Origin of the sequence: Streptomyces rectiverticillatus, assembly GCF_013394065.1 — a bacterium.
In the GTDB taxonomy this organism is placed as follows: domain Bacteria; phylum Actinomycetota; class Actinomycetes; order Streptomycetales; family Streptomycetaceae; genus Streptomyces; species Streptomyces rectiverticillatus.
This window is the reverse complement of sequence record NZ_CP040752.1, coordinates 3825445-3849633: the sequence shown is the minus strand read 5'-3', so window position 1 is coordinate 3849633 and position 24189 is coordinate 3825445. Positions and strand designations below refer to the sequence as shown.

At 71.6% G+C, this 24189-nt stretch carries 23 protein-coding genes; 11 read left to right on the top strand and 12 right to left on the bottom strand.

Features of this window, described 5'->3' with window-relative positions:
* Positions 1 to 49: 49 nt before the first annotated feature.
* From FGW37_RS16665 to FGW37_RS16655, 3 genes are all read left to right on the top strand, one after another.
* A complete protein-coding gene (locus FGW37_RS16665) occupies positions 50 to 1507 on the top strand; it encodes a YibE/F family protein (RefSeq protein WP_179081770.1) in 1458 nt (485 codons plus the stop codon).
* Between the two features lie 22 nt (positions 1508 to 1529).
* Positions 1530 to 1730, top strand: a complete 201-nt coding sequence (locus FGW37_RS16660; protein WP_179081769.1) for a hypothetical protein — start codon at positions 1530 to 1532, stop codon at positions 1728 to 1730.
* A 97-nt stretch (positions 1731 to 1827) separates the two neighbouring features.
* The gene (locus FGW37_RS16655) at positions 1828 to 3438 is read left to right on the top strand and encodes an SPFH domain-containing protein (RefSeq protein WP_179081768.1); all 1611 of its coding nucleotides are present in this window, start codon (positions 1828 to 1830) and stop codon (positions 3436 to 3438) included.
* Here FGW37_RS16655 and FGW37_RS16650 read toward each other — a convergent pair.
* From FGW37_RS16650 to FGW37_RS16640, 3 genes are all read right to left on the bottom strand, one after another.
* A complete protein-coding gene (locus FGW37_RS16650) occupies positions 3435 to 3881 on the bottom strand; it encodes an SsgA family sporulation/cell division regulator (protein WP_030366799.1) in 447 nt (148 codons plus the stop codon). The genes FGW37_RS16655 and FGW37_RS16650 overlap by 4 nt on opposite strands.
* A gap of 253 nt (positions 3882 to 4134) precedes the next feature.
* Positions 4135 to 4356, bottom strand: coding sequence for a DUF5326 family protein (locus FGW37_RS16645; protein ID WP_179081767.1), 222 nt, complete (start codon positions 4354 to 4356; stop codon positions 4135 to 4137).
* Positions 4357 to 4505: 149 nt separating this feature from the next.
* The gene (locus FGW37_RS16640) at positions 4506 to 4823 is read right to left on the bottom strand and encodes a cupin domain-containing protein (protein ID WP_058045357.1); all 318 of its coding nucleotides are present in this window, start codon (positions 4821 to 4823) and stop codon (positions 4506 to 4508) included.
* 68 nt (positions 4824 to 4891) lie between these two features.
* On the opposite strand from FGW37_RS16640, the gene FGW37_RS16635 reads away from it, so the two are divergent.
* The 4 genes from FGW37_RS16635 (at position 4892) to FGW37_RS16620 (ending at position 8098) form a co-directional block, all read left to right on the top strand.
* Positions 4892 to 5272, top strand: coding sequence for a phage holin family protein (locus tag FGW37_RS16635; RefSeq protein ID WP_058045356.1), 381 nt, complete (start codon positions 4892 to 4894; stop codon positions 5270 to 5272).
* 44 nt (positions 5273 to 5316) lie between these two features.
* Complete coding sequence (locus FGW37_RS16630) at positions 5317 to 6453, top strand: cystathionine gamma-lyase (RefSeq protein WP_179081766.1); 1137 nt, start codon at positions 5317 to 5319, stop codon at positions 6451 to 6453.
* A gap of 185 nt (positions 6454 to 6638) precedes the next feature.
* The gene (locus tag FGW37_RS16625; protein ID WP_179081765.1) at positions 6639 to 7538 is read left to right on the top strand and encodes a LysR family transcriptional regulator; all 900 of its coding nucleotides are present in this window, start codon (positions 6639 to 6641) and stop codon (positions 7536 to 7538) included.
* 53 nt (positions 7539 to 7591) lie between these two features.
* On the top strand, positions 7592 to 8098 hold the full coding sequence (locus FGW37_RS16620) for an NUDIX domain-containing protein (RefSeq protein ID WP_179081764.1): 507 nt from the start codon (positions 7592 to 7594) through the stop codon (positions 8096 to 8098).
* A 54-nt stretch (positions 8099 to 8152) separates the two neighbouring features.
* On the opposite strand, the gene FGW37_RS34155 is transcribed toward FGW37_RS16620, so the two are convergent.
* The 4 genes from FGW37_RS34155 to FGW37_RS16600 all read right to left on the bottom strand — a co-directional run bounded on the left by FGW37_RS34155 (position 8153) and on the right by FGW37_RS16600 (position 12828).
* Entirely contained in the window at positions 8153 to 9250 is a 1098-nt protein-coding gene (locus tag FGW37_RS34155; RefSeq protein ID WP_425506543.1) for a globin domain-containing protein, read from the bottom strand.
* 932 nt (positions 9251 to 10182) lie between these two features.
* Entirely contained in the window at positions 10183 to 10815 is a 633-nt protein-coding gene (locus tag FGW37_RS16610; protein WP_179081762.1) for an HAD family hydrolase, read from the bottom strand.
* 122 nt (positions 10816 to 10937) lie between these two features.
* Complete coding sequence (locus FGW37_RS16605; protein WP_179081761.1) at positions 10938 to 11402, bottom strand: GlcG/HbpS family heme-binding protein; 465 nt, start codon at positions 11400 to 11402, stop codon at positions 10938 to 10940.
* Between the two features lie 160 nt (positions 11403 to 11562).
* Entirely contained in the window at positions 11563 to 12828 is a 1266-nt protein-coding gene (locus tag FGW37_RS16600) for an MFS transporter (RefSeq protein WP_179081760.1), read from the bottom strand.
* A gap of 201 nt (positions 12829 to 13029) precedes the next feature.
* Here FGW37_RS16600 and FGW37_RS16595 point away from each other — a divergent pair, with 201 nt between their 5' ends.
* Complete coding sequence (locus tag FGW37_RS16595; RefSeq protein ID WP_179081759.1) at positions 13030 to 13491, top strand: MarR family winged helix-turn-helix transcriptional regulator; 462 nt, start codon at positions 13030 to 13032, stop codon at positions 13489 to 13491.
* A 133-nt stretch (positions 13492 to 13624) separates the two neighbouring features.
* Positions 13625 to 14077, top strand: coding sequence for a GNAT family N-acetyltransferase (locus FGW37_RS16590; RefSeq protein WP_179084733.1), 453 nt, complete (start codon positions 13625 to 13627; stop codon positions 14075 to 14077).
* On the opposite strand, the gene FGW37_RS16585 is transcribed toward FGW37_RS16590, so the two are convergent.
* From FGW37_RS16585 to FGW37_RS16570, 4 genes are all read right to left on the bottom strand, one after another.
* Complete coding sequence (locus tag FGW37_RS16585) at positions 14048 to 14875, bottom strand: TetR/AcrR family transcriptional regulator (protein WP_179081758.1); 828 nt, start codon at positions 14873 to 14875, stop codon at positions 14048 to 14050. The genes FGW37_RS16590 and FGW37_RS16585 overlap by 30 nt on opposite strands.
* Before the next feature lie 200 nt (positions 14876 to 15075).
* Positions 15076 to 16206 (bottom strand): pyridoxal-phosphate-dependent aminotransferase family protein, encoded by a 1131-nt coding sequence (locus tag FGW37_RS16580; RefSeq protein ID WP_179081757.1) that lies wholly within the window; start codon positions 16204 to 16206, stop codon positions 15076 to 15078.
* 120 nt (positions 16207 to 16326) lie between these two features.
* The gene (locus FGW37_RS16575; protein WP_179081756.1) at positions 16327 to 17739 is read right to left on the bottom strand and encodes a serine hydrolase domain-containing protein; all 1413 of its coding nucleotides are present in this window, start codon (positions 17737 to 17739) and stop codon (positions 16327 to 16329) included.
* A gap of 635 nt (positions 17740 to 18374) precedes the next feature.
* Positions 18375 to 19211 (bottom strand): helix-turn-helix domain-containing protein, encoded by an 837-nt coding sequence (locus FGW37_RS16570; protein ID WP_179081755.1) that lies wholly within the window; start codon positions 19209 to 19211, stop codon positions 18375 to 18377.
* Positions 19212 to 19338: 127 nt separating this feature from the next.
* On the opposite strand from FGW37_RS16570, the gene FGW37_RS16565 reads away from it, so the two are divergent.
* Positions 19339 to 20403 carry an aldo/keto reductase gene (locus tag FGW37_RS16565; RefSeq protein WP_179081754.1) on the top strand — a complete coding sequence of 355 codons (1065 nt, stop codon included), beginning with the start codon at positions 19339 to 19341 and terminating at the stop codon, positions 20401 to 20403.
* Positions 20404 to 20874: 471 nt separating this feature from the next.
* On the opposite strand, the gene dnaB is transcribed toward FGW37_RS16565, so the two are convergent.
* Positions 20875 to 22374, bottom strand: a complete 1500-nt coding sequence (dnaB, locus tag FGW37_RS16560; RefSeq protein WP_173864797.1) for a replicative DNA helicase — start codon at positions 22372 to 22374, stop codon at positions 20875 to 20877.
* Between the two features lie 470 nt (positions 22375 to 22844).
* On the opposite strand from dnaB, the gene FGW37_RS16555 reads away from it, so the two are divergent.
* Positions 22845 to 24182, top strand: coding sequence for an MATE family efflux transporter (locus FGW37_RS16555; RefSeq protein ID WP_179081753.1), 1338 nt, complete (start codon positions 22845 to 22847; stop codon positions 24180 to 24182).
* The last annotated feature ends 7 nt before the right edge of the window (positions 24183 to 24189 follow it).

The window sequence follows — 24189 nt, the reverse complement described above, 5'->3', positions numbered from 1 at the left end:
TAGCGCCTCTCCCGTCCGGAGGACCAGGGGGGCTTGCGATGATGCGGGCGTGACCCCCACGGACCATGAATTCCCAGCCCACCCCCACGACCACGGGCGCTCCTCCGCCCAGGACCGGCCCCAAGGCCACGCGCACGCCCAAGACCACGGGCCCGCCGCCCCTGGCCACGGCCACGGCCACAGTCATGGGCACAGCCACTCCCACGGCCCCGCCTCCCCCGTCTCCGCGCACCTGCGCAAGGTGATCGCCGTGGTCCTCATCCCCTTCGCGGCCGCCGTGCTCACCGGCCTGGCCGTGCTGTGGCCCGGCGGTGCACCCCCGCACGAGCACTCCGGGCTCGGCCTCGACCAGAAGACGGAGTCGGGCCGGGTGGTCAAGATCGAGGAGGTCGACTGCACGAAGGGCGGCGCCCAGCCGCAGCAGCAGCCCCCGCCCGGCCAGCAGGGCGGTCCGGGCGGCCCCGGCGGGCCCGCCAAGCCGAAGGGCCCCTGCGAGAAGTCGGAGATCGAGGTGACGTCGGGCCCGGACAAGGGCCGGACGTTCACCGAGCTCGTCCAGCCGAGCGCCTCCCGCCGCTACACGGTCGGCCAGGGGGTCGTCCTCGCGTACGCCCCCAAGGCGCCGAAGAACCTGCAGTACTCGGTCAGCGACGTGGACCGGACGCTGCCCATGGCGATACTGGCGGCGGTGTTCGCGCTGGCCGTCGTGCTCGTCGGCCGGCTGCGCGGGGTCTTCGCCCTGATCGCACTGGTGATCAGCTTCGGGGTGCTGACGATGTTCATCCTCCCCGCGATCCTCCAGGGTTCCGATCCGCTGGTCGTGGCCGTCATCGGTGGCAGCGCGATCATGCTGATCGCGCTGTACATGTGCCACGGCCTGTCCGCCCGCACCTCCGTGGCGGTCATCGGAACGCTCACCTCACTGCTTCTGATCGGCCTGCTCGGCACGCTCTTCACCGGCTGGGCCCATCTGACGGGCAACACCGACGACCAGACCGGGCTCGTGCACAGCCTCTATCCGGAGATCGAAATCCGCGGACTGCTCCTCGCGGGGATCATCATCGGCTCGCTCGGCGTGCTCGACGACGTCACGGTGACGCAGACGTCGGCGGTGTGGGAGCTGAAGGACGCCGATCCGACTGCGAGTTGGCGGAAGCTCTACGGGGCGGCGATGCGCATCGGCCGGGATCACATCGCATCGGTCGTGAACACCCTGGTGCTGGCCTACGCAGGTGCCTCGCTGCCGTTGCTGCTGCTGTTCTCCATCGCCGACAGCGGCGTCGGAACGGTCGCGACCAGCGAAATCGTGGCCGAGGAGATCGTGCGGACGCTCGTGGGCAGCATCGGGTTGGTGGCGTCCGTGCCCGTGACGACCGCGCTGGCGGCCCTCGTTGTCAGTGCCGACCGGCACAATGCGAGTACGGGGCGGGGTGCCGGCCCGGGGACCGGTTCGCGGGCCGGGGGGCGTGCCAGGTCGAAGGGTGGCCGTCGCCGCCGGGCCAAGTGAGCGCACGAGGGGGGAGCTGCCGGTGGTCGGGGAGCAGGGCAGGGTGACGGGCACGGTCGGCCCGGGGCTGGTCGGCGAGGTGATGGTGCGGGTCCGGGGCGGAGCCGAGGCCTTCCTGGCCTATGCGGTGGAGCCGGGCGAGCGCATCGAGCGCGGGACGGTGGTGGTGGTCATGGAGTACCAGCCGCCGCGCACGGTGTACGTGACGGCTGCTTATGCCTGATCCGGTTATGCATGGTCCGGCTGCTTACGGGTGATACGGCCGGGGCAGAAGGGATTTGAGGGGCCCCGTCGTGGGGTCCCGAAGGGGGGCTGCACACATGCTCATCGGCATCGTGGCGGGGATCGTCCTCGTCGCCGTGGCCGTCGTGGTCGGGCTGTTCAAACTGATGTGGCGGGTGGCCGAGCCCAATGAGGCGCTCGTCATCTCCGGTTCCAAGCACCGGACCGAGGGCCTGGAGGAGGGGATGGGGTTCCGGATCGTCACGGGGCGCGGGACCCTTGTGCTGCCCGGGGTGCAGGTGGTCCGGAAGCTGTCGCTCGACCTCAATGAGGCCGATCTCCACGTGGATTGCGTGACCAAGCAGGGCATCCCGCTCCAGGTCCACGGCGTGGTCATATTCAAGGTCGGCGACGACTTCGTGTCGATCGCCAACGCCGCGCGACGCTTCCTGGACCAGCAGAAGTTCATGGGCGACCGGGTGCACAACGTCTTCGCGGGCCATCTGCGCTCGATCGTCGGCGGGCTCACCGTGGAGGACATGATCCGTGACCGCGAGCGGCTGACGGGGGAGACCCGGGCCGCCTCGGGCACCGAGATGGAGAAGCTCGGTCTGATCATCGACTCGCTGCAGATCCACGAGATCCAGGACCCCACGGGCTACATCAAGAACCTGTCGGCGCCGCACGCGGCAGCGGTGCAGCGGGACGCCCGGATCGCCCAGGCCGAGGCCGACCGGCTGGCGACCGAGGCGGAGCAGCAGGCCGCGGCCAGGATGTCGCAGGCGCAGCGCGACTCCGAGATCCTGCAGGCCGGCTATCAGGCGGAGCGGGACAGTGCGGCGGCGAAGGCGCGGCAGGCCGGTCCGCTGGCGGAGGCGGCGGCCCAGCAGGAGGTCGTGGTCCAGGAGACGCGGGTAGCGGAGCTGGCGGCGCACCGGCGGGAGCAGCAGCTCCAGGCGGACGTGCGCAAGCCTGCGGACGCGGCGGCCTACGAGAAGCGCACCCTGGCCGAGGCGGAGCGCGATGCCCGTATCTCCGCGGCGCAGGCGCGGGCCCGGGAGACGGAGCTGGCGGCGGCCGCCGAGGCGACGCGGGTGAAGGCGGCCGCCGGCGCCGAGGCGGAGGCCACCAAGGCGCGCGGCGCCGCGGCGGCCGAGGCGACCCGGGCGACCGGTGAGGCGGAGGCGGCGGCCTCACGGGCGAAGGGACTGGCGACGGCCGAGGCCGCCAAGGCGCGGGGTCTGGCGGAAGCGGAGGCGATCAAGGCACGGGCGGCGGCCCTGGCGGAGAACCAGGAGGCGGTGGTCGCGCAACAACTGGCCGAAAAGTGGCCCGAGATCGTACGTGCTGGGGCTGAAGCCTTCGGAAACGTTGACCACATGGTGCTGCTCAACGGGGCGGACGGGATGTCCGAGATGTTTGCGAAGGCGCTGACGATGGGGGGCACGGGTCTGGGCCTGGCGCGGCAGCTGCTCTCCGCCATGGGCACGGCGGGCACGGCGAGCACAGCGGGCGCGGCGGACGGGTCGGGCGGGAACGGGGCCGGTTCCCCGGGCGCTGCGGGGACCGGCGGGACGCCGGACTCCGGAGAAAACGCCAGCTCAGGGGCGCTGGGGGCCGGGACGGCGCCAAAGGGCGCGCCCCCGCGCACTGAGCGGGTGCCGGTCCGGGACGAGGGCGTGGCCGGCGGAGGCACGCCGGGCCGCTAACCGGCGTTCTGCCCCTCGGTGTTGCCGGCGAGGATGTTGTCGAGCGCGGCGGCGAGGTCGTAGTCGAAGTCGGCGACCGAGCGCTCCTCGCCGAGGGGGGCGATGCGATCGGTCCGGTCGAGGAACGCCACGAGGGGCGCCGCGCCGGCCCGGAACAGGGCCCCTTCGGAGCCCACTTGCAGCCGGATGAAGACGTCCGAGAGGTGCTCGGCGGAGGCGGGGGCGATGTGGACATCGCCCTCGCCGGAGGGCTGGCTGAGCCCGTCGAGCAGCAACTCCCGCGCGAAGGCCCAGGTCACAGGCGCATCGCCGGGAAGGTGAAAGGTGAACTTCACCGCGTAGGGATCGCTGCTGTCGTAGTCCAGTCCCACCGGGATCCGGAAGGACAGCTCCTCGGAGACGAGGAAGGTCATGATCACTTCTGCCTGAACCGTTTCACGCATCGCCCAATGCCCCGTATTCGTCGTTTTGGCCCGGGATTGGCTCCTCGCGCCCCATAGACACCACCGCTCGACGGCATCCATAGATCACCAGGAGTGATTCTTCAGCTACCGATAGAGATCGAGACTGAGCTTACGAGCTCTATGACTCTGGAGCGTAGCGACTCGACTACGGGGCGGAGTCGTTCCGGGGGATTCAGGGCAGAGAAATTGCCAGAGCCGTCAACACCGGTCCCGGCGGCGACCGGCCGGGCGGCTACCAGTCGCCCTTCGACGACGAGGACGACGACGTGAACTTCTTGACGACGAAGATCAGCCCGGCGATGAGCGCGACCAGCAGCAGGGCCTTGAAGACCAGCGCTATGACGAAGCCGAGCACGCTCATGATCAGACTGCCGAACACCACGAGGACGAGGACCGGCACGGCGATCCACCTCACCCACCACGGGAGTCCTGCGAAAATCCCCTTCTCAGCCATGTCGTTCGTCCCTGCTTTCCGCTTCGTGGTCCCGGAGCGCGGGTGCTCCGGCCTTGCTTTCGATGCTAGGGCGGGCAGGGGGTCCGGCGGGGCCTGCGCAGCCCCCGTCGACCCCTGAGCGTCCCCCTACGGGTCGCCGGGGCGGACCCTCAGCTCTCAGGGGGAGAGAAGACCACCAGAACCCTCAGGGCCTCGCTGATGTGGTGGAAGCGGTGGGTCACACCGGCCGGCACGTAGACCACGCTCCCGCGGCCCACCTGGGTCGTCTCCTCCCCCACGGTGATCGACGCGCGGCCGCTCATCACCACGTAGACCTCGTCCTGGGCGTGCGGGGTCTGCGGGTCCATCTGCCCGGCGTCCAGCGCGTAGAGCCCGACCGACATGTTCCGCTCGCCCAGGAACTGCAGGTAGGCGCCGTCGTTCGCGAGGCGCTCCCCTTCCAGTTCATCCAGCCGGAAGGCCTTCATCCGCCGTCCACCCCTTGCCGCTCCTCGGTCGTGGTCCGTCCACATGCTGCGTCTGCAACGATCTCACCATGAAGAATTTCGTAGTCAAGACGATCGCCAACGCGGCGGCCCTGGCGGTCGCCATCTGGCTGCTCAAGGGCATCACGCTCTCCGGTGAGAACACGCTGCGCAAGGTGCTCACGCTGATCCTCGTCGCGCTCGTCTTCGGCGTGGTCAACTTCATCGTCAAGCCCGTGGTGAAGCTGCTGTCCTTCCCGTTGTTCATCCTCACCCTCGGCCTCATCACGCTCGTGATCAACGCGCTGATGCTGTTGCTGACGTCGTTCCTCGCGAAGGAGCTGGGGCTGGCCTTCCACGTCGACGGCTTCTGGAACGCCCTGGTCGGCGGCGTGATCATCTCGGTGGTGGCCTGGGCGATGCACATGATCCTGCCGGACGACAAGGACTGAGAAGGGGCTGAAGAAGAGCCGACAACGACCGAGGAGGTCCGCGCATGACGGGAGACGGCACCCGGGCCGTACGGGCGGGCCTGCCGGAGCCGCGGGCGAACGAGCCCGCGCTCCCCGGCCCGGCCTTCGCCGCCCACTACCACCTGCCGGGCGAGGTCTCCGGCCCGTACACCTACGGGCGCGAGGCCAACCCCACATGGGTCGCCCTGGAGACGGCGATCGCCGCGCTGGAGGCCCCCGGCGACCCCGGCCCGGCGGCGGAGGCCGTCACCTTCCCCTCCGGGATGGCCGCGATCTCCGCCGTGTTCCTCTCGCAGCTGCGGCCCGGCGACACGGCGGTCCTGCCCTCGGACGGGTATCAGCTGCTGCCCGCGCTGCGCGAGCGCCTGGAGGCGTTCGGCATCGCCGTGCGCACCGCTCCGACCGCCGGGGACGCCCAGCTCGCGGCGCTGGAAGGCGCCCGCCTGCTGTGGATCGAATCACCCTCCAACCCGGGCCTCGACGTGTGCGACATCCGCCGCCTCGCCGACGCCGCCCACCGCCGCGGCGCGCTCGTCGCGGTCGACAACACCCTCGCCACACCGCTCGGCCAGCGCCCCCTGGAGCTGGGCGCGGACTTCTCCGTGGCCAGCGGCACCAAGGCCCTCACCGGCCACGGCGATCTCCTCCTGGGCTACGTGGCAGCACGCGACCCACGGCTCACCGCGGCCGTGCGCAACTGGCGCAAGGTCGCCGGCGCGATCCCCGGCCCCATGGAGGCCTGGCTGGCCCACCGCTCCCTGGCGACGCTGCAGCTGCGCGTGGACCGGCAGGCGGCCGGTGCGCTCGCACTCGCCGAGGCCCTGCGCGACCGGCCCGACGTGACCGGGCTGCGCCACCCCGGGCTGCCCTCCGACCCCGCCCACGACCTCGCCCGGCGGCAGATGCGCGGCGGGCGTTTCGGCTGCGTGGTCTCCTTCGTGCTGCCGGACCGGGCGCATGCCGAGCGCTTCCTGGCCGGACTGCGCATCGTCGACGAGGCGACCAGCTTCGGCGGCGTGCGCTCCACGGCCGAGCGGCGCGGGCGGTGGGGAGGCGACGCCGTGCCGGAGGGATTCATCCGCTTCTCGGTGGGCGTCGAGGACACCGAGGATCTCGTCGCGGACGTCCTCGCGGCGCTCGACGGCGCGGCCCGCCCGTAAGGACGGCTCGAGTCTCCCCCCTCTTGACTCGAGCCGTCGTGGCCGGACGCACGAACCACGCACGAATGACCACCCGGTCCAGGCTAGTTGACTCTGCGTCAGTGTCCAATCACACCGGCGACACAGCCCTATCGACTTATTTATAGTTCCCCTACGGCCGGGAGGCACCGAGTCAGGGAGACAGCATGGATCTGGCCCTGTTGCGCACGTTCGTCACGGTGCACCGGGCCGGGTCCTTCACCCGGGCCGCGGCCCTGCTCGGCCTGTCGCAGCCCGCCGTCACCAGCCAGATCCGCACGCTGGAGACGCAGTTGGGCCGCCCCCTCTTCCTGCGCCTGGCCCGCGGGGTGCGCCCCACCACCACCGGCGAGGAGCTCGCCCACAAGATCGCGCCGCACGTCGACGCCCTGCTGGAGATCACCGAAGCCGGCATGGACGACGAGGGATCCCGGAACCGGACCCTCCACCTCGCCGGGCCCCCGGAGTTCACCGACCTGCGCGCGCTCCCGGCTCTCGCTCCCCTCATCGCCCGGGGCCTGGCCGTGCGCGCCGCCCACGGAGCCGCGGACGACCTCTTCGAGAGCCTCGCCGCCGGCCACCACGACCTCGCCATCACCACCTCGCGCCCGCGCGGACGCCTCCTGACCGCCACCCCGCTCTGCGACGAGGAGCACGTGCTCGTCGCGGCGCCGCGCTGGGCGGCCCGCCTGGGCGGCCCGGCCGTCGTGCGCGACAAGGGCGTCGGGGCCCTGGAACACCTGCCCGTGGTCGAGGTCCACGAGACCCTGCCGCTCGTCACGCGCTACTGGAGCGCCGTCTTCGACACCGAGCCCGTCGCCTCCGGCAGCGTCATCGCCCCCGACCTGCGCGCCGTCCTCTCCTGCGTCATCGCGGGCGCCGGGCTCGGCGTGCTGCCCCGCTACCTGTGCGCGGACGCCCTCGACACCGGGGAGCTCGTGGCCCTCCTCGACCCGCCGGTCCCCCCGCTGCGCACCTATTTCCTCGTCGTACGAACCGGAACGCTGGCCCACCCGCACCTCGCACGGGCACACGAGTGGCTCCTGCGCGCCGCCGTTTCCTGGTGAGAAAGGGTTGCCGCCAGGGTTTCACCGGCCGTCCCGCGCGGCAGATGTCCCCTATGACCGAACGTCCAGTGGTCAAGCGCACCGCACGTGCCATCCTGCTCGACAGCGGGGGCGACCCCGGCCCCCACGCCGCCTTCGAGATGGTCCTGATCAAGCGCACCAAGCCCGGCGAGGCACCGTACTGGATCACCCCGGGCGGCGGCATGGAGCCGGAGGACAGCACCGTGGTCGCCGCGCTCCACCGCGAGGTCGACGAGGAGCTCGGCGCCAAGGTCTTCGACGTCGTCCCCGCCTTCGTCGACACCGTCTCCCACTCACTCCACCACGCCGCCCACGGCGTGAAGGTGCAGCACTTCTTCGTCTGCCGGCTCGCGTCCATGGACCTCTCGCAGCGCCACGGCCCCGAGGTGGACGAGCCGCGCGGGACGTACGAGGTGGTGCGGATCCCGTTCACCCGCGAGGGGATCGCCTCGGTGGAGCTGGTGCCCCCGTCACTGCGCGCCTACCTCGACGCGAACATCGAGGGCGTACGGGCGCTGCTGGCGGACGACCTGGGGTGATGCGCCGGGCGCCCGCCCGGGGTGAGGTTCTCTCGCCCTGACGCGCGGCTCGGATCAGCCCGGCGTGGCCGCCATGAGGCCGTCGATCGTGTCGTGTCGTATGCGGTGGGAAGGGATGCCGATGCCCTTCAAGGTGTCCACACCGCTGCGGATCATTCCGGGCGGCCCGGAGAGGTAGGCGTCGTACGCGGGCCAGGGCCCGTACTGGCGCACGATGGCGGGCAGTTGACCGCTCAGTCCGCGGGTGGGGCCGTCGGACACGACCGGCCGGACCGAGAGCCAGTTGTGCGCCCGCTGCAGCTGCAGCATGGTGTCGATGTCGTAGAGGTCGCCGGCGTGGCGCGCACCGTAGAAGACCTCGACCGGGCGGCAGCGCCCGTGCTCGGCGACGTCCTCGACCAGCGCCTTGATCGGCGCGATGCCCGTACCACCGCCCAGGCACAACAGGCCGTTGTCAGTGCTGTGGTCCACAATCATGGAACCGGTGGGGGGACCGAGCCGCAGGACGTCACCCGGGCGGGCGCGGTGGACGAGTGCGCCGGACACCCAGCCGGCGGGCACGGCCTTCACGTGGAAGGAGAGCAGCCCGTCCGGGCGGGGCGCGGCGGAGAAGGAGTACGGCCGCCACACACGCGGCCACCAGGGGGTCTCCAGGTTCGTGTACTGGCCCGCGACGAAGGGGTAGGGCTGGTCGGGCCGTACGGTCACGACGGCGATGTCCGGCGTGCGCAGCTCGTGGTTGACGATCTCGGCCTGCCACCAGGCGGGCGACCGCCGTTCGTCCTCCGCGGCGGCGTCGATCATGATCTGGGAGATCGCCGTGTAGACGCGGACCCAGGCCGCTTCGGTGTGCCCGTTCCAGGTGGCCGGCGCATAGCGGCTGAGGGCGGCGATCAGGCACTCGCCGACCGCCGGGTAGTGCTCGGGCAGGGTGCCGTACTTCCGGTGCCCGCGGCCCAGCCGGGAGAGGTAGGTGGTGAGCGTGGCGGAGTCGTCCGCGTGCTGGGCGGCGGTCAGCAGCGCCCGGAAGAGCCGGTCGCGCTGGGTGTCCATGGCAGCGGGGAAGAGGGCGCGCAGATCGGGGTGCTGTATGAACAGCAGCGCGTAGAAGTACGAGGTCGCCTTGTCGGCCACGGGCTCGATCTCCGCCATGGTGCGGCGGATCAGCAGGGCGTCGGGGGATTGCGCCGCTTCGGGCGCGGGGGCGGCGGGGGCCGCGGGCGTGGGCGTGGGAGCGGGGGGTGCGGCGGGGGCCGGGGCCGGGGCGGCGGGGAGGGGAACGGGCTCCCAGGCGGGGCGGGATCCCCTGTCGGGTGGCAGTTCGGCCGGGCGCTGGTGTTCGTAGGCGTGGGGCGTCTCGTACGAGTGGGGCGCTTCGAACCCGAGCGGCGGCTCGTATGTGTGCGGCGGCTCGTACCTGTGCGGCTGGGGCTGTGGCCTGGCTTGTGGCTGCGGTTGCTGCTGGGTTTGCGGCCGGGGTTGCTGCTGGGCTTGTGGCTGCGGTTGCTGCTGGGCTTGCGGCCGGGGTGGTGGCTGAGCTTGTGTCCGGGGCTTCGGCTGCTCCACCGACCGCACCGCCACCCACTTGCCCGGCCGGGGCGCCGGCCGTGCGGCCTCCGCCTCCGTCCCGCCTTCCGGTGGCCTGCCGTGCCCGTCGCGGGCCCTGTCTCCATCCGGTGGCTGCGTCGGGGTGAACCAGCCCCGGTCACTCCCTCTGCCGTGCGCGCCGCCGTCGGCCGACCTGGTCGGAGCGTCCTTCATCGTCTCGCCTCGAACATCTCTCGGTCCGTCCTCGCACTTCCGTCCTAGCCGGAAAGTGTTCGCAATTCCCCGCTCTGCTCATGGGTCGCTGTTCCAGGCTGCGCAGCATGCCATCTTCTGCGTCGCCTCGCGCAAATCGCGGGAAGTGCGAGTGACAGGGCCCCAGTTGAGGCTAGGCTGAGCCGATTCCCCCAACCCGGGGACAAGCCGCGTCCCGCGAACGGGAGTTGACCCTACCGTTCGGCATGAGCGGGACAACCCCCTTTGGTAGACGCGGGCTTCACGGTTACGGAATCGGCAACGGACTATCGACTACGGGCGGGCTACCGGCCGGAGCCGACGAGTTCGTACGCCTCCCTGAGGTCCCGTCCCGCATAGGAGTGCACGGCGATATCCCGTACGTGGTGGTCGGCGTTCACCGCCACGGAGACCGGAACCGCGGAGAAGAGCAGCGCGTCCGACATCGAGTCCCCGTAGGCCACGCAGTCGGCACGGGTCAGGCCGAATTCCGCGCAGAGCCCGTCCGCGATCCGCACCTTCGCCCCGGCGTCGAGGATGCCCGCCGGGTCCACCGGGTCCCGGAAGGGCACCGTGGGCCAGCGCGAGCCGTGCGCCGCATCGGCGCCCCAGGTCAGCAGGCGTTCGACAAAGAATCCCGGGGACAGCGAGATCACCGCGCAGCGCTCGCCGCGGGCCCGGATCTCCGCCCACACGTCACGTATTCCTGCCAGCCAGGGCGCGCCGTCGAAAGCCGCGGCGACCTGTTCCTCGGTGAGTTCCCGCCACAGCGCGCAGGCGAGTTCGGCGAAGCGCGGCGGTTCGAGTTCGCGGGCCGCGAATGCTCGTTCCAGCTCGGCGATCTCCCGCTCGACCCCGAGCTGCCGGGATATCTCGATCGCCGCCGCGGACCCGTGCATCAGGGTCCCGTCCATGTCGAACAAATGCAGTCTGCTCACGATGCCCGAGCGTATGCGGGTCCGCCGCCGGGCACACACGAATACTCCCTCGTATCCGATATCCGGAACGCGGCATCAGGATCGGGTGCCCGGACCTGTCCTGCCGCGTGTGGAGTCAGCCGTCAGCCGCCCAGGACGGCCTCGATCGCGGTCAGCGCGATGCCGTGATCCTGCTCCGGCGCTCCGCCGCCCACGCCGATCGCGCCGACGAGCCGGCCGTCGCGGTGGAGCGGGACGCCGCCGGCGATGAAGAGCAGCGGGCGGTCGAGGGCGGTCGGCAGGGTGTGGAAGGGGCCGCCGGGCTGGACGGCGTCGACCAGGTCGGCCGTCGGCGCGTCCAGCTGCAGCGCCGTGAACGCCTTGCGGGTGCTCGTCTCCCCCGCGATCAGCACCGCCCGGTCGTCCCGGCGGAAGGCCAGCAGGTGACCGCCGGCGTCGAGGACGGTGACCGCGACCCGTACGTCCTGCTCGTCCGCGGCGCGCCGGGCGGCGGCGAGGAGCGCGTCTGCGTCGTCCGTGGTGAGGGGGAGGACGGGGGTGGTGGTGGCTGCGGGGGTGTTCGCGGGGGCGGTGGTGGGGGCGGTCATGGGAACTCCTGGATGTGCGTGGTGGTGGGGGCGTGGGTTGTGGTGGTGGCGCAGGTGCCACGGGGGCAGCCGTGCGGTTGTGCTTAGTGGTGCTGCTGGGGCGGTCGTGCAGCGCGTTATGGCGCTGCACGTACCGCCGTGGTGGTCGCGCCGGCGCTGCTCAGTTCCGCGTCGCCGCCTCTTCCCGGTCGGCGCGTTCCCCGGTCCCGGTCGCGGCGCGCTCCGGCCGTGCCACGATGCGCCCGGCCCGCGCGCTCGGCGCACCCGCCGCGCCCCGGGCGCCCGTACGCCGCTCCAGTGCTGCCGAGAGGAGGGCCAGGGCGAGGGCGGAGGCGGCCATCGCCGCACCGACCCAGTTGGGCGCCGTGTAGCCGAAGCCGGCGGAGATCACGAGGCCGCCGAGCCAGGCCGCGATCGCGTTGCCAAGGTTGAACGCGCCGATGTTGACGGCGGAGGCGAGGGTGGGTGCGTCCGCGGTCTGGTCGAGGACGCGCTTCTGCAGCGGCGGCACGGTGGCGAAGCCCAGCGCGCCGATCAGCGGGACGACGACCGCCGTGGCGATCTTGTCGTGCGTGGCGAGCGGCAGCAGGGCGAGGGCGATCGCAAGGCCGCCCAGGGCCGTCAGCAGCATGGGCATCAGCGCGCGGTCGGCGAAGCGGCCGCCGACGAGGTTGCCCGCCACCATGCCCAGGCCGAACAGGGCGAGCAGCCAGGTGACGGACGACGAGGCGAAGCCCGCGGCGTCGGTCATCATCGGCGTGAAGTAAGTGGTCATGGTGAAGACGCCGCCGAAGCCGAGGACCGTCATCGCCATGGCGAGCAGGACCTGGGGGTTGCGGAAGGCGGCCAGCTCGCCGCTGATCCGGGTCTGCTCGGGGCGGGGCTGCTGCGGTACGAGCGCGGCGATGCCGAGGACGGCGAGCACGCCCAGGCCGGCGATGAGGAAGAACGTGACGCGCCAGCCGGCGCTCTGGCCGACCATCGTGCCCATCGGCACGCCCACCACGTTGGCCACCGTCAGCCCCGTGAACATCATCGCGATCGCGGCCGCCTTCTTCTGCGGGGCGACCAGGCCTGCGGCCACGATCGCGCCGATGCCGAAGAACGCGCCGTGCGCGAACGAGGCGACGATCCGCCCGGCCAGCATCACTCCGAAGACGGGGGCGGCCGCCGAGAGCACGTTGCCGGCGACGAACAGGCCCATCAAAGCCATGAGCATCTTCTTGCGCGGCACCCGGCTGCCGAGGACGGCCAGGATCGGGGCGCCGATCACGACGCCGAGCGCGTAGCCGGTCGTCAGGTAACCAGCAGTCGGAATGGAGACGCCGAACTCGTCCGCGACCTCCGGGAGCAGGCCCGAAGTGACGAATTCGGTGGTGCCGATACCGAAGGCGCCGATGGCGAGCGCCAGCAGTGCGAGGGGCATGACGAGGGTCCTTCAGGGAGGGGAGGGAGGGGGAGAGGGGGGAGAGATCGGGGGCGGTGAGGCCGGCCCGAAATCGTTGCGATCGACCCTTACCGGCGTAGACAATAATTGCATACGCAGATACTTGCAAGCGCGGGCTATTGCGATGCAGAGATATCCTGGCCCGTGACGACACGCATGTGCGGTCAGAAGGAGGGCCTCATGTCCCGCACCCCGGACCCCGCTCTGCTCGGCCTGGCACAAGGCTGGTGCGCACTGTCCGCCCTGCACGGCCGGATCGAGGCGCACATCGAGCGGGCGCTGCAGGCGGCGCACGGCCTGAGCGTGCGCGAGTTCTCCGTGCTCGACGTGCTCAGCAGGCAGCACAACGGCGAGGGCGGCCACCTGCGCATGAACGAGGTCGCCGAGGCCGTCGTGCTCAGCCAGAGCGCGACGACGCGCCTGGTCAACCGCCTGGAGGACCGCGGCCTGCTGACCCGCTACCTCTGCCTCACCGACCGTCGCGGCATCTACACCGACGTCACGGAGGCGGGCCTCGCCCTCCTCGGAGAGGCCCGCCCGACCAACGACACCGCGCTGCGCGAGGCCCTCCGGGAGGCATCCAAGCGCGAGGAGCTGGCTCCGCTCGTCGCGGCGGTGGAATCGCTCGCGCCGGTGTCGTAAGCCCTCGCCGCAGTCGTAAGCCCTCGCCGCAGGTGTCGTAAGCCTCGCCGCAGTGTCGTAGCCCTCACAACGGATCCGTACACGCAGCAGAATCCGGGCCCCGCCGTAGGGTCCGGTCATGAGCGACATCGAGATCCGTGACACCAAGATCCGTCCCGCCACCGCCGGCGACGTGCCCGCCATCGTGGCGCTGCTCGCCGACGACCCCATCGGGGCGGGGCGCGAGGCCTCCGGTGACCTCGCCCCGTATCGCACGGCCTTCGACCGCGTGGCCGCCGACCCGCATCAGCAGCTGGTGGTCGCCGTGCACGACGGCCGCGTCGTCGGCACGCTCCAGCTCACCGTCGTACCGGGGCTGTCCCGCGCCGGCATGACGCGCGGGCTCATCGAGGGCGTCCGCGTGCACAGCGACGCGCGCGGCAGCGGCCTGGGCAGCCTGCTCGTCGAGTGGGCCCTCGACGCCGCGCGCAGCGCGGGTTGCCGGATGGCCCAGCTCACCTCCGACGCCACGCGCGTGGACGCCCACCGCTTCTACGAGCGGCTGGGCTTCGAGGCCTCACACCTCGGCTTCAAGTACCACCTCTGAATCGCCTACCGGTGAATCGCCTACCGGCCCCGGACCGCCGGTGGCGGTACGGGCGCGGGCCCGCTCCCGGTGCGCCTTCTGCCGGCAGGCCGCACCGCAGTACCGGGCGGGCCGGCCCGTACGGGCGGACGGCACCGGCCCGTCGCACACAGCGCATCCGGTTTCGTTACGGGAGACGGGGGGATTGGGCGGTAGTTTCGTTACACCGCGCCCGGGGCGGAGGCTGTCGCACGCCAGCGCGGTCATCCTCCCCGGCGCGACCCCCGGGCCGCGCCGCTGCTCCATCGACAGGCAGCCCATGAGCAGGGCCATCACGTCCTCGATGGTCACGTCTTTCCGTACGGCGTCGGCCTGTTGGGCGCGGTGCAGCAGGGCGGCGAGCGCCTCGCGGAAGTCCGTTTCGACGCCGGGCGAGGGGTCGAAACGGCTCCCCAGCCCTTCCAGTGCGTCGCACAGCCCCTTGTTCCGCACGGTCAGCCGTATGACCGCGGAAAGGTAGCGGTAGAACACCCCACCGGGGTCGTCCGAATGCGCCAACTCCCGTGCTGTGTCGGTGAAAAGCCTGACCCGGTCGGCGATGGTCGCCCTGAACAGGGCTGTTTTGGACGGGAAATGACGGTAGACGGTGCCGGTGCCGACCCCGGCGCGGCGCGCGATCTCGCCGAGCGGCACCCCCAACCCGGCTTCTGCGAAGGCGGATCGGGCCGCTTGAAGGACCAGCGCGCGGTTGCGGCGGGCATCCGAACGGAGGGAAGCGGATCCCTGCGCAGGCACAGACGGATTCCTGTGTTCTGCCATGCGCGCGTCCCTCCGGGGCCGGGAATCAAAACGGGTTGTGGATTCCGATTTTATCCGGGCGTGTGAGCGAGGCGCTGACGCGCCATACCGGGGCAAAGTCAGCAAAGTTCGCAGGGCGGGCTAAGACAGGCTCGCCGTAAAGAAAAAGCCGCCGCCGGTGCGGAAAGCACCGACGGCGGCCTCACGGGACCGGCGAGAGGTCAGCCGGGGATCACCGCATCCCACGCCTTCCCCGCCGCCTCCAGCGCCTCCGTCTCGTCCGCAACCGGTGCGCCCAGTGCACGCAGCCCCTCGCCGAGCGCCGCCAGCGAGGCCAGGACGACCTCGCGGTCCGCATCCAGGCCGTAGTGGTTGACGCGGATCATCTCCTTGGCGAGCGGGCCGGCCGCCGCCTGCACCGGCACCGAGGCATCGGCGGCCAGGGCGGCCGCCACCACGTCGCGGGCGTCCTTGCCACCGGGGGCGCGCAGGGTGGTCGCGACGGGGGCCGCGTCCTCGTCACGCACGACGTACGGGGACAGGCCGCCGCCCAAAGCCCGTGCTCCTGCGCGCGTGGCGGCGGCAGCGGCGCGGTGGCGGGCCATGACGGCCTCCGGGCCGTCCTCCGCGATGCGGTCGGCGGCCTGCTCCAGAGCCAGCATCTCCAGCTGGGCGGGCGCGTGGGGCAGCGCTGTGCGACCGCCGTCGATCCAGCGCTCCTTCCAGTCGAGCAGGGAGAGGTACGAGCGGCGCGGCGCCTGCTCGTTGGCGGCGATGCGCTCCCAGGCACGGGCGCTGACCGAGACCACGGAGACGCCGGCCGGACCGGCCATCGCCTTCTGCCCGCCGATGACACACAGGTCGACACCCCACTCGTCGGTGAGGAGCGGCTCGGCGGCGACGGACGCGACCGCATCCAGCATCAGCAGCGCGCCGTGCGCGCGCACGACCTCGCCGATCTCGGCCACGGGGTTGGTGTTGCCCGTGGCCGCCTCGGCGTGCACCAGGCTGACGAAGTCGATCGCGGGATTCGCACGCAGGGCCTCGGCGACCTGGTCGGCCCCGACCGCACCGCTGAACGGCGCGGAGACGGTGACCACCTCGGCGCCGCAGGAGCGTAGCCAGCCGCCGAACGTCTCGCCGTACGGGCCGGTGATGATGTTGAGCGCGGTGCTGCCGGGCCGGACGGCCGAGCGGATCGCGGCCTCCAGCGGCAGCAGCGCCTCGCCCTGCATCGTGACGACGGTCTCGCGCGTCCGCATCAGTGCCGCGATCTTGTCCTCGATGCGCGCGAAGTGACCGGCGCCCAGCGGCGCGAGGTCGAGCAGGTCCGGTGCGGTGTTCGCAGTCACGGTGCCAGTGCCTTCCGGGTGTCGCGCCGCGTGTCCGGCGCTCGCCAATCTCCCCCTGACCCTACGTCCGTACCCGGTCCCGCGCCGACCGTCGTCCACAGGACCGGACGGACAATCCGATTACTCGGCCGGCACCCTGGCGGGGCTGCCTTCAGCCGTCCGCCAGCCGCCCGCGTCCACGCCTCCCGGTACCGCGCCCCCCGCCTCGTACGGCTCACGGGTGAAGACGAACGTGCCGAGGTCGAGGTGGCTGACCACGCCCTCCGCCGTCCGGACCGCGGTCAGCGTCTCCCCCGCGTAGTAGTCGTCGAGCCCCGTCCAGGTGCCGTCCTCCTCCAGGCGGAAGCGCGAGCCGCGCCCGCCCGAGCCCAGCGGCGACAGCTCCAGCGCCCCGCCGGCGCACAGCCGCAGCGTGAACGGCGCCGCACCCCAGTACCAGGAACCGGTCAGCTCCAGGTGCCCGTCCTCCACCTCGGAGAGGGGGGTCCAGGGCGCGGGAATCCGCGGTTCGAGCTCGGCGACCGTCGTCAGCAGGTCCACCGCGACGCTCCAGACCTCGAAGCAGGAGGTGCGGTTGGCCAGGACGACGCCCGCGATCCCGTCCTGCGGGCTCGTGATCAGCATCGCCACGAAGCCCGGCATGGTGCCCATGTGGCCCACGAGCGTCCGGCCGTCCCGCTGGATCACCTGCAGGCCGAGTCCGTAGCCGGACTGCCCCGGCGCCTGCGCGCCGCCCTCCGGCGTCCGCATCTCGGCGAGCGTCGCCGCGGACAGCACCCGCTCGTCCCCGTCTGTCAGGAACGCCGCGAAGCGGCACAGGTCGGCGGTCGTGGACCAGAGCTGGCCGGCGGGTGCCATCCGCCCGGTGTCTACCGCGGGCTCCGGGAGAAGGACGTCCGCCCAGGGGTGCACGGCCCAGCCGTCCGCGTGGGGCGCAGCGGGCGCGAGGGTCGTGCGCTCCATGCCGAGCGGTGCGAGCACCTCGCGGCGCAGCACGTCGTACCAGCTCTCCCCGCGGATCCGCTCGACCAGGGCGCCGAGCAGCGCGTAGCCGGGATTGGAGTAGTGGTGCAGCCGCCCCGGGGTGTGGCGCCGGGGGCGGTCGCCGAAGATGTCGTCGAGCTCGGGGCGCAGCGTGCCGTCCGTGCGCTCCCACCACGGCCCGCGCGCCTCCGCCGCGAGCCCCGCGGTGTGCGACAGGAGCTGGGCGATGGTCGCGTCACCGCCCGCCGGGGTGTCGAGGTGCGTGCCGAGCCGGTCGTCCAGCTTCAGCAGCCCCTCGTCGCGCAGCCGCATCACCAGCACGGCGACGAAGGTCTTGGTGATCGAACCGATGCGGTACTGGACGTCCTCGGACCGCGCCCCTCCGGGCAGTTCGCCACGGCCGGAGCTCCACACCAGGTCCCCCTCCCGCATCACCGCCCCCACCATGGAGGGCGCGCGCCCCTGGGACTGACCGGTGGCGAGCCGGTGGAGCAGAGCACGGCGGGTGGCGGGCAGCAGCCCGGCGTCTTCGTACGGGGCATCGATCATGACCGCACCCTAACCAGGGCAGTCCGCACGGTCACCGGCATTTCGGCCGGCCGGCCTGATCAGCGACTCATCAACGACTCATCAGCCTCTGATCAGAGGCTGCTCAGAGGCTGATCAGAGTGTAGGGTCTCGCGGCCCGTGGCACAGGCCGAGATTCTGACCAGCGGCTTTCAAGCTGTCTCACGGCGATGGCACACGGCCCAGTCTCACGAGGCGTGACACATCCTCAGCACGATTGTGCGGACGGCCAGGACCGCGATGCGCTTGTCCTGTTGCGTTGGGTTTGTCTGTGGATCTTGTGCTGAGCTGCGGGGTTGCCATGTCGAGTGAGAACGCTCGGCGTGGGAATCTCAGTGCACCTGGCTTCTGCGGAATTCGGGGGTGGGCTGCGAGCCGAGTCGTCGCAGGACCTTCAGGAGGAACCTGGCCCGCTGGGCGTCTGGAACGCGCGAGCTGTGTAGACGTTCTGGTGGAGCGGGTCCTGCCGGGCCGAGGCTGGTGCAGATCCGCGCGAACCGTCACCTGAGCTCGGCGGTCGTTGCCATCTTGACATCTGACGCCGATGTACGGGTGCCCGTTCTCCCTGTCGCCGGCTGTTCGCTGAAGCGCCGGGTGGCCAGAGTCCCGGGCGACCGTCACCGCGCGCACAGCCGGTCCAGGGATGCGAGGCTCTCCTGGTCCGCGGCGCGGTAGACCAGCAGCCGCAGCTCCGGGTCCTCCAGCGGGAGCAGGACCTCGAAATCGACGGCGATCGCCCCGACAGCCGGGTGCCGCAGCAGCTTGCGGCCGCGGCCGTTCACGCGGACCTCCCGCTCGGCCCACAGGCGCGCGAAATCCTCGTCCTGTGCGATGAATTCGGCGACCAGGCCGGCCAGTGCCCGGTCCTGCGGGTGGGCGGCCCAGGCCGCGCGCAGGTGGGCGACACCGTCGCGCAGCGCGGACTCGCGGTCGGCGTAGAAGCCGCGCATCGGCGGGTGCAGCAGGCAGAGCCACATGGCATTGCGCCGCTCCGGCGGCACGGCGTCGAAGTCCGGTAGAAGCCGGGCCATTTCGGGGTTCCATGCCAGCAGGTCGTAGCGGTGGTCCATCAGTACGGCGGGCAGCGGCGAGAGGTCACCGACCAGGCGGGCCAGCGACGGCGCCGCGCCGGCGGACGGCCCACCGGTGGTGCCGGGGCGGCGGTGTCCGGCCAGGTCGAACAGGTAGTCACGTTCGCCCGGTTCCAGGCACAGGGCCCGGGCCAGCGCCGCCAGCACCTCCGCCGAGGGCCGCAGTCCACGGCCCTGCTCCAGCCGGACCACGTAGTCGGTGCTGACTCCGGCCAGTTCGGCGACCTCCTCTCGGCGCAGTCCGGGCGTCCGCCGGGCCCGCCGGTGCGCGGGCAGGCCCAGCCGCTCCGGGTCCAACCGTTCGCGCCTACTGCGCAGGAAGGCGGCCAGTTCCTCGGTGGTGTCCACGGTTCGTGTCGTCATGACCGGTCCAACCGCCAGGGTGGGACCGGCCTTCCCAGGAAGTTCCCTCCCTTATCCGGGGACGGCCGCCGCCGCAGACTCGGTCCCGGCAACGGAACGCGAGCACACGCGAGCACAGGAGGACCTGATGGCACTGGCATTGGACGACTACCGGCTGCTGGGCCGCTCGGGACTGCGGGTTTCACCGCTGGCCCTGGGCACCGCGACCTTCGGCACCGAATGGGGGTGGGGCGCCGAACGGGCCGAGGCCCGCAAGCTGTTCGACCGCTACGTCGGGCTCGGCGGCAACCTCCTCGACACCGCCGACACCTACACCGAGGGCAGCTCCGAGCGCCTGCTCGGCGAGTTCGCCCACGAGGAGCGCGAACGCCTGGTGCTGGCCACCAAGTACTCGACCCTGCGCCGCCCCGGCGACCCGAACTCCGGGGGCGGGCACCGCAAGGCGCTGTTCGGCTCGGTGGAGGGCAGCCTGCGGCGGTTGGGCACCGACTACCTCGACCTGCTGTACCTGCACGTCTGGGACTTCCGGACGCCGGTGGAGGAGGTGCTACGCGGCCTGGACGACCTGGTCCGGCAGGGCAAGGTGCTGTACGTGGCGATCTCCAACACCCCGGCCTGGCAGGTGTCCCGGATGCAGGCGATCGCCGACCTGCGTGGCTGGTCTCCGCTGGTCGCGCTGCAGGTCGAGTACAGCCTGATCGAACGCACCGCGGAGCGCGACTTGATCCCGATGGCCCTGGAGCTGGGCCTGGGCGTGGTCCCGTACTCGCCGCTCGGCGGCGGGGTGCTCAGCGGCAAGTACAGCCGGCAGGACGTAGGCGCGACGGGCGCCGGCCCCGACGGGAGCACCCGTCGGAGCCACAACCTCGCCCTGGGCACCCTCACCGAACGAAGCCTCGGCGTGGCCGGAGTGGTCCGGGAGTTGGCCGGGGAGCTGGGGCACACCCCGGCCCAGGTGGCGCTGGCCTGGACGCTGCGGAAGCCGGGCGTGACGAGCACGCTGCTCGGCGCCCGCACCCCCGCCCAGTTGGAGGACAACCTGGGCGCTCTGACGGTCGAGCTGACGGGCACCCAGCTGGCCCGGCTCGACGCGGCGGGCGCGATCGACCTCGGCCAGCCGCACGAGCTGCTGGCGAGCGAGCCCATCCGCCGGGTGACCACCGGCGACCTGCGGATCGAGACCCGCCGCTGACGGCCGGCCGTCAGCGGCGGGAGCCGCGGTCTGGAACCGCGGTCGGTTCATCGTCCGGGCGAGCCACGTCCGGTTCGCTACCGCCGTCGGACTCCGTCGAACATGTCCATCGGCCCCTCCGGCCCTCGCGTACCTGCTGCAAACGACCGTGACAGGAACGATGAGAACGCAGCCTACGGCGTGAGACCGAACCACCCGAACGAGGCAAAGACCATGCCCGGCACGCGAGGCACTGCGAATCCGACAACACGGATGAGACCGCGTGAGAATCCGCCATCTGCCGTGCGACAGGACAGCCGCTCGGCACGCGACGCGATGAGAATCCGCCACCGCCAACGAGAACGAGTGGGAATCCGACAGCTTCAGTGCGACGGGACACCAGCGAGTCTCACGAAGACGGCATAAGTGCCACCGATGTGCCATCGAAGCTGAGACTGTGCCGTGAAATCCGAGACCCTACAAGAGACCGGATCACGTCTGCGCCATGTCCACGAAGCGCGAGTAGTGGCCCTGGAAGGCCACCGTGATCGTGGCCGTCGGGCCGTTACGGTGCTTGCCGACGATGATGTCCGCCTCGCCCGCGCGGGGCGACTCCTTCTCGTAGGCGTCCTCGCGGTGGAGCAGGATGACCATGTCGGCGTCCTGCTCGATGGAGCCGGACTCACGCAGGTCGGAGACCATCGGCTTCTTGTCCGTACGCTGCTCGGGGCCACGGTTCAGCTGCGAGAGCGCGATGACCGGCAGCTCCAGCTCCTTGGCCAGCAGCTTGAGGTTTCGGGACATGTCCGAGACCTCCTGCTGGCGGCTCTCGGCACGCTTGGCGCCGCCGGCCTGCATCAGCTGCAGATAGTCGATGATCACGAGCTTGATGCCGCTGCGCTGCTTCAGACGGCGGCACTTGGCGCGGATCTCCATCATCGACAGGTTCGGGGAGTCGTCGATGAAGAGCGGGGCGGCGGAGACGTCGGGCATCCGGCGGGCGAGGCGCGTCCAGTCCTCGTCCGTCATCGAGCCGGAGCGCATGTGGTGCAGGGCCACGCGCGCCTCGGCGGACAGCAGGCGCATCGCGATCTCGTTGCGGCCCATTTCGAGCGAGAAGATCACGCTCGGCATGTTGTGCTTGATCGAGCAGGCGCGGGCGAAGTCCAGCGCGAGGGTGGACTTACCCATGGCGGGACGGGCCGCGATGACGATCATCTGGCCGGGGTGCAGGCCGTTCGTGAGGGAGTCCAGGTCGGTGAAGCCCGTCGGGACGCCGGTCATCTCGCCGCTGCGCGAGCCGATCGCCTCGATCTCGTCGAGCGCGCCCTCCATGATGTCGCCCAGGGGGAGGTAGTCCTCGCTGGTGCGCTGCTCGGTGACGGCGTAGACCTCGGCCTGGGCCTTGTTGACGATGTCGTCGACGTCGCCGTCGGCGGCGTATCCCATCTGGGTGATGCGCGTGCCGGCCTCGACGAGGCGGCGCAGCACGGCGCGCTCGTGGACGATCTCGGCGTAGTACTCGGCGTTGGCCGCGGTGGGGACCGTCTGGACCAGGGAGTGCAGGTAGGGCGCACCGCCGACGCGGGTGATCTCGCCGCGCTTGGTGAGCTCGGCGGCGACGGTGATCGGGTCGGCCGGCTCGCCCTTGGCGTAGAGGTCGAGGATGGCCTGATAGATCGTCTCGTGCGCCGGGCGGTAGAAGTCGTGGCCCTTGAGGACCTCGACGACGTCGGCGATGGCGTCCTTGGACAGCAGCATGCCGCCGAGGACGGACTGTTCGGCGTCCAGGTCCTGGGGAGGCACGCGCTCGAAGGCCGCGGCGCCCTGCTGGCCCTGTCCGCCGCCCTGCGACCAGGAGCCGTCCTCCGCGCCGCGGTCGTGGCGCTCGCCGCGGGAGGGGCCGTCGCCGCGGCGGGGACGGGATACGGGGAGGCGGTCGCCGGGACCTGCATCCGCCCAGGGGTCGTCCATGGGCTCGGGGATGCTCATCCCGCCACCTCCTCCCGTCCGCGGAGCGGACCTTGCCGTGCTGTTCTTTCTTACGGCACGGCTCTGACAAACAGCCCGCCCGACTCCGGTTCCGGCGCGTCGAGTTCAGGGCGGTCCCGTCAGGTCCGTCGGGGCCGGAACAGGCGTCGGCCGCCGGTCCACGGTAGGCCCGCGGGCACCGTCAGCCAATCTGGTTATCCACAGGCCGTGTGGATGACGGGCCCCATCCTGTGGAGAAGTCCGCGCATCCTGTGCACGAGGCGGGGGAAACCGCTGTGGACAAACACACAGCCTCCCCGGGCCCACGCCTCTGACCTGCGGTTTCGCCATCCACCGGCTGTTGAGGAGAAAAACTTTCCCCGTCCGCCGGAGATCGCGACAAACGGCGCAGAGAAGATCGGACCGAGCGACTCAATGTAAGGGTCCCATGATAGTTGCACCAATTACCTGTGGAAGATTAGGTTGGAGGGATGACCCAGGCCCCCGAGCGCGCCCCCGTCACCGCCCGCCGGCACGACCGCGAGATCGTCGCGCTGGCCGTGCCCGCCTTCGGCGCACTCGTCGCGGAGCCCCTCTTCCTCATGGCCGACAGCGCCATCGTCGGCCACCTCGGCACCCCGCAGCTCGCCGGGCTCGGCATAGCCGCCGCCCTGCTCACCACGGCCGTCAGCATCTTCGTCTTCCTCGCCTACGCCACCACCGCGGCGGTCTCCCGGCGCGTGGGCGCGGGCGACCTGCGGGCCGCGATACGCCAGGGCATGGACGGCATATGGCTCGCCGCGCTCCTCGGCGCGGCCCTCGTGGCGGCCGTCCTGCCCACAGCCCCCGCGGTCGTCGAGCTCTTCGGCGCCTCCCCGACCGCCGCCCCGTACGCCACGACATACCTGCGGATCAGTGCCCTCGGCATCCCCGCCATGCTGATCGTCCTCGCCGCCACCGGCGTCCTGCGCGGCCTGCAGGACACCCGCACGCCGCTGGCCGTGGCCATCGGGGGCTTCGCCCTCAACGCCGCCCTCAACGCCGGGCTCGTCTACGGCGCGGACCTCGGCATCGCCGGCTCCGCCTGGGGCACGGTCATCGCCCAGTGGGCCATGACCGCCGCCTATCTCGCCGTGGTCCTCCGCGGCGCCCGGCGCCACGGCGCCTCCCTGCGGCCCGACGCGGCGGGCATCCGGGCCTGCGCCCAGGCCGGCGTGCCGCTCCTGGTCCGTACGCTCTCGCTGCGCGCCGTCCTCATGATCGCCACGGCCGTGGCGGCCCGGCTCGGCGACGCCCAGATCGCCGCCCACCAGATCGTGCTCACGCTGTGGACCCTGCTGGCCTTCGCGCTGGACGCCATAGCCATCGCCGGACAGGCGATCATCGGGCGCTACCTGGGCGCGGGGGATACGGAGGGCGCCCGGGCCGCCTGCCGGCGCATGGTGCAGTGGGGCGTCGTCTCGGGCGCGGTGCTGGGGGTGCTGGTGGTGGCCTCCCGGCCGCTGTTCATCCCCCTGTTCACCTCCGACGGCACCGTACGGGACACGCTGCTGCCGGCCCTGCTGGTGGTGGCCCTCTGCCAGCCCGTTGCAGGCGTGGTCTTCGTCCTGGACGGGGTGCTGATGGGGGCCGGAGACGGCACCTACCTCGCCCGGGCCATGCTGCTGGTCCTCGCCGTCTTCGCCCCTGCGGCCCTGCTCGTCCCCGTGCTCGGAGGCGGTCTGACGGCCCTGTGGTGGGCGATGACGCTGATGATGGCGGCCCGGATGGCGACCCTGTGGATGCGGGCGCGGTCGGGGCGCTGGATCGTCACCGGGGCGACCCGCTGAAGAAACG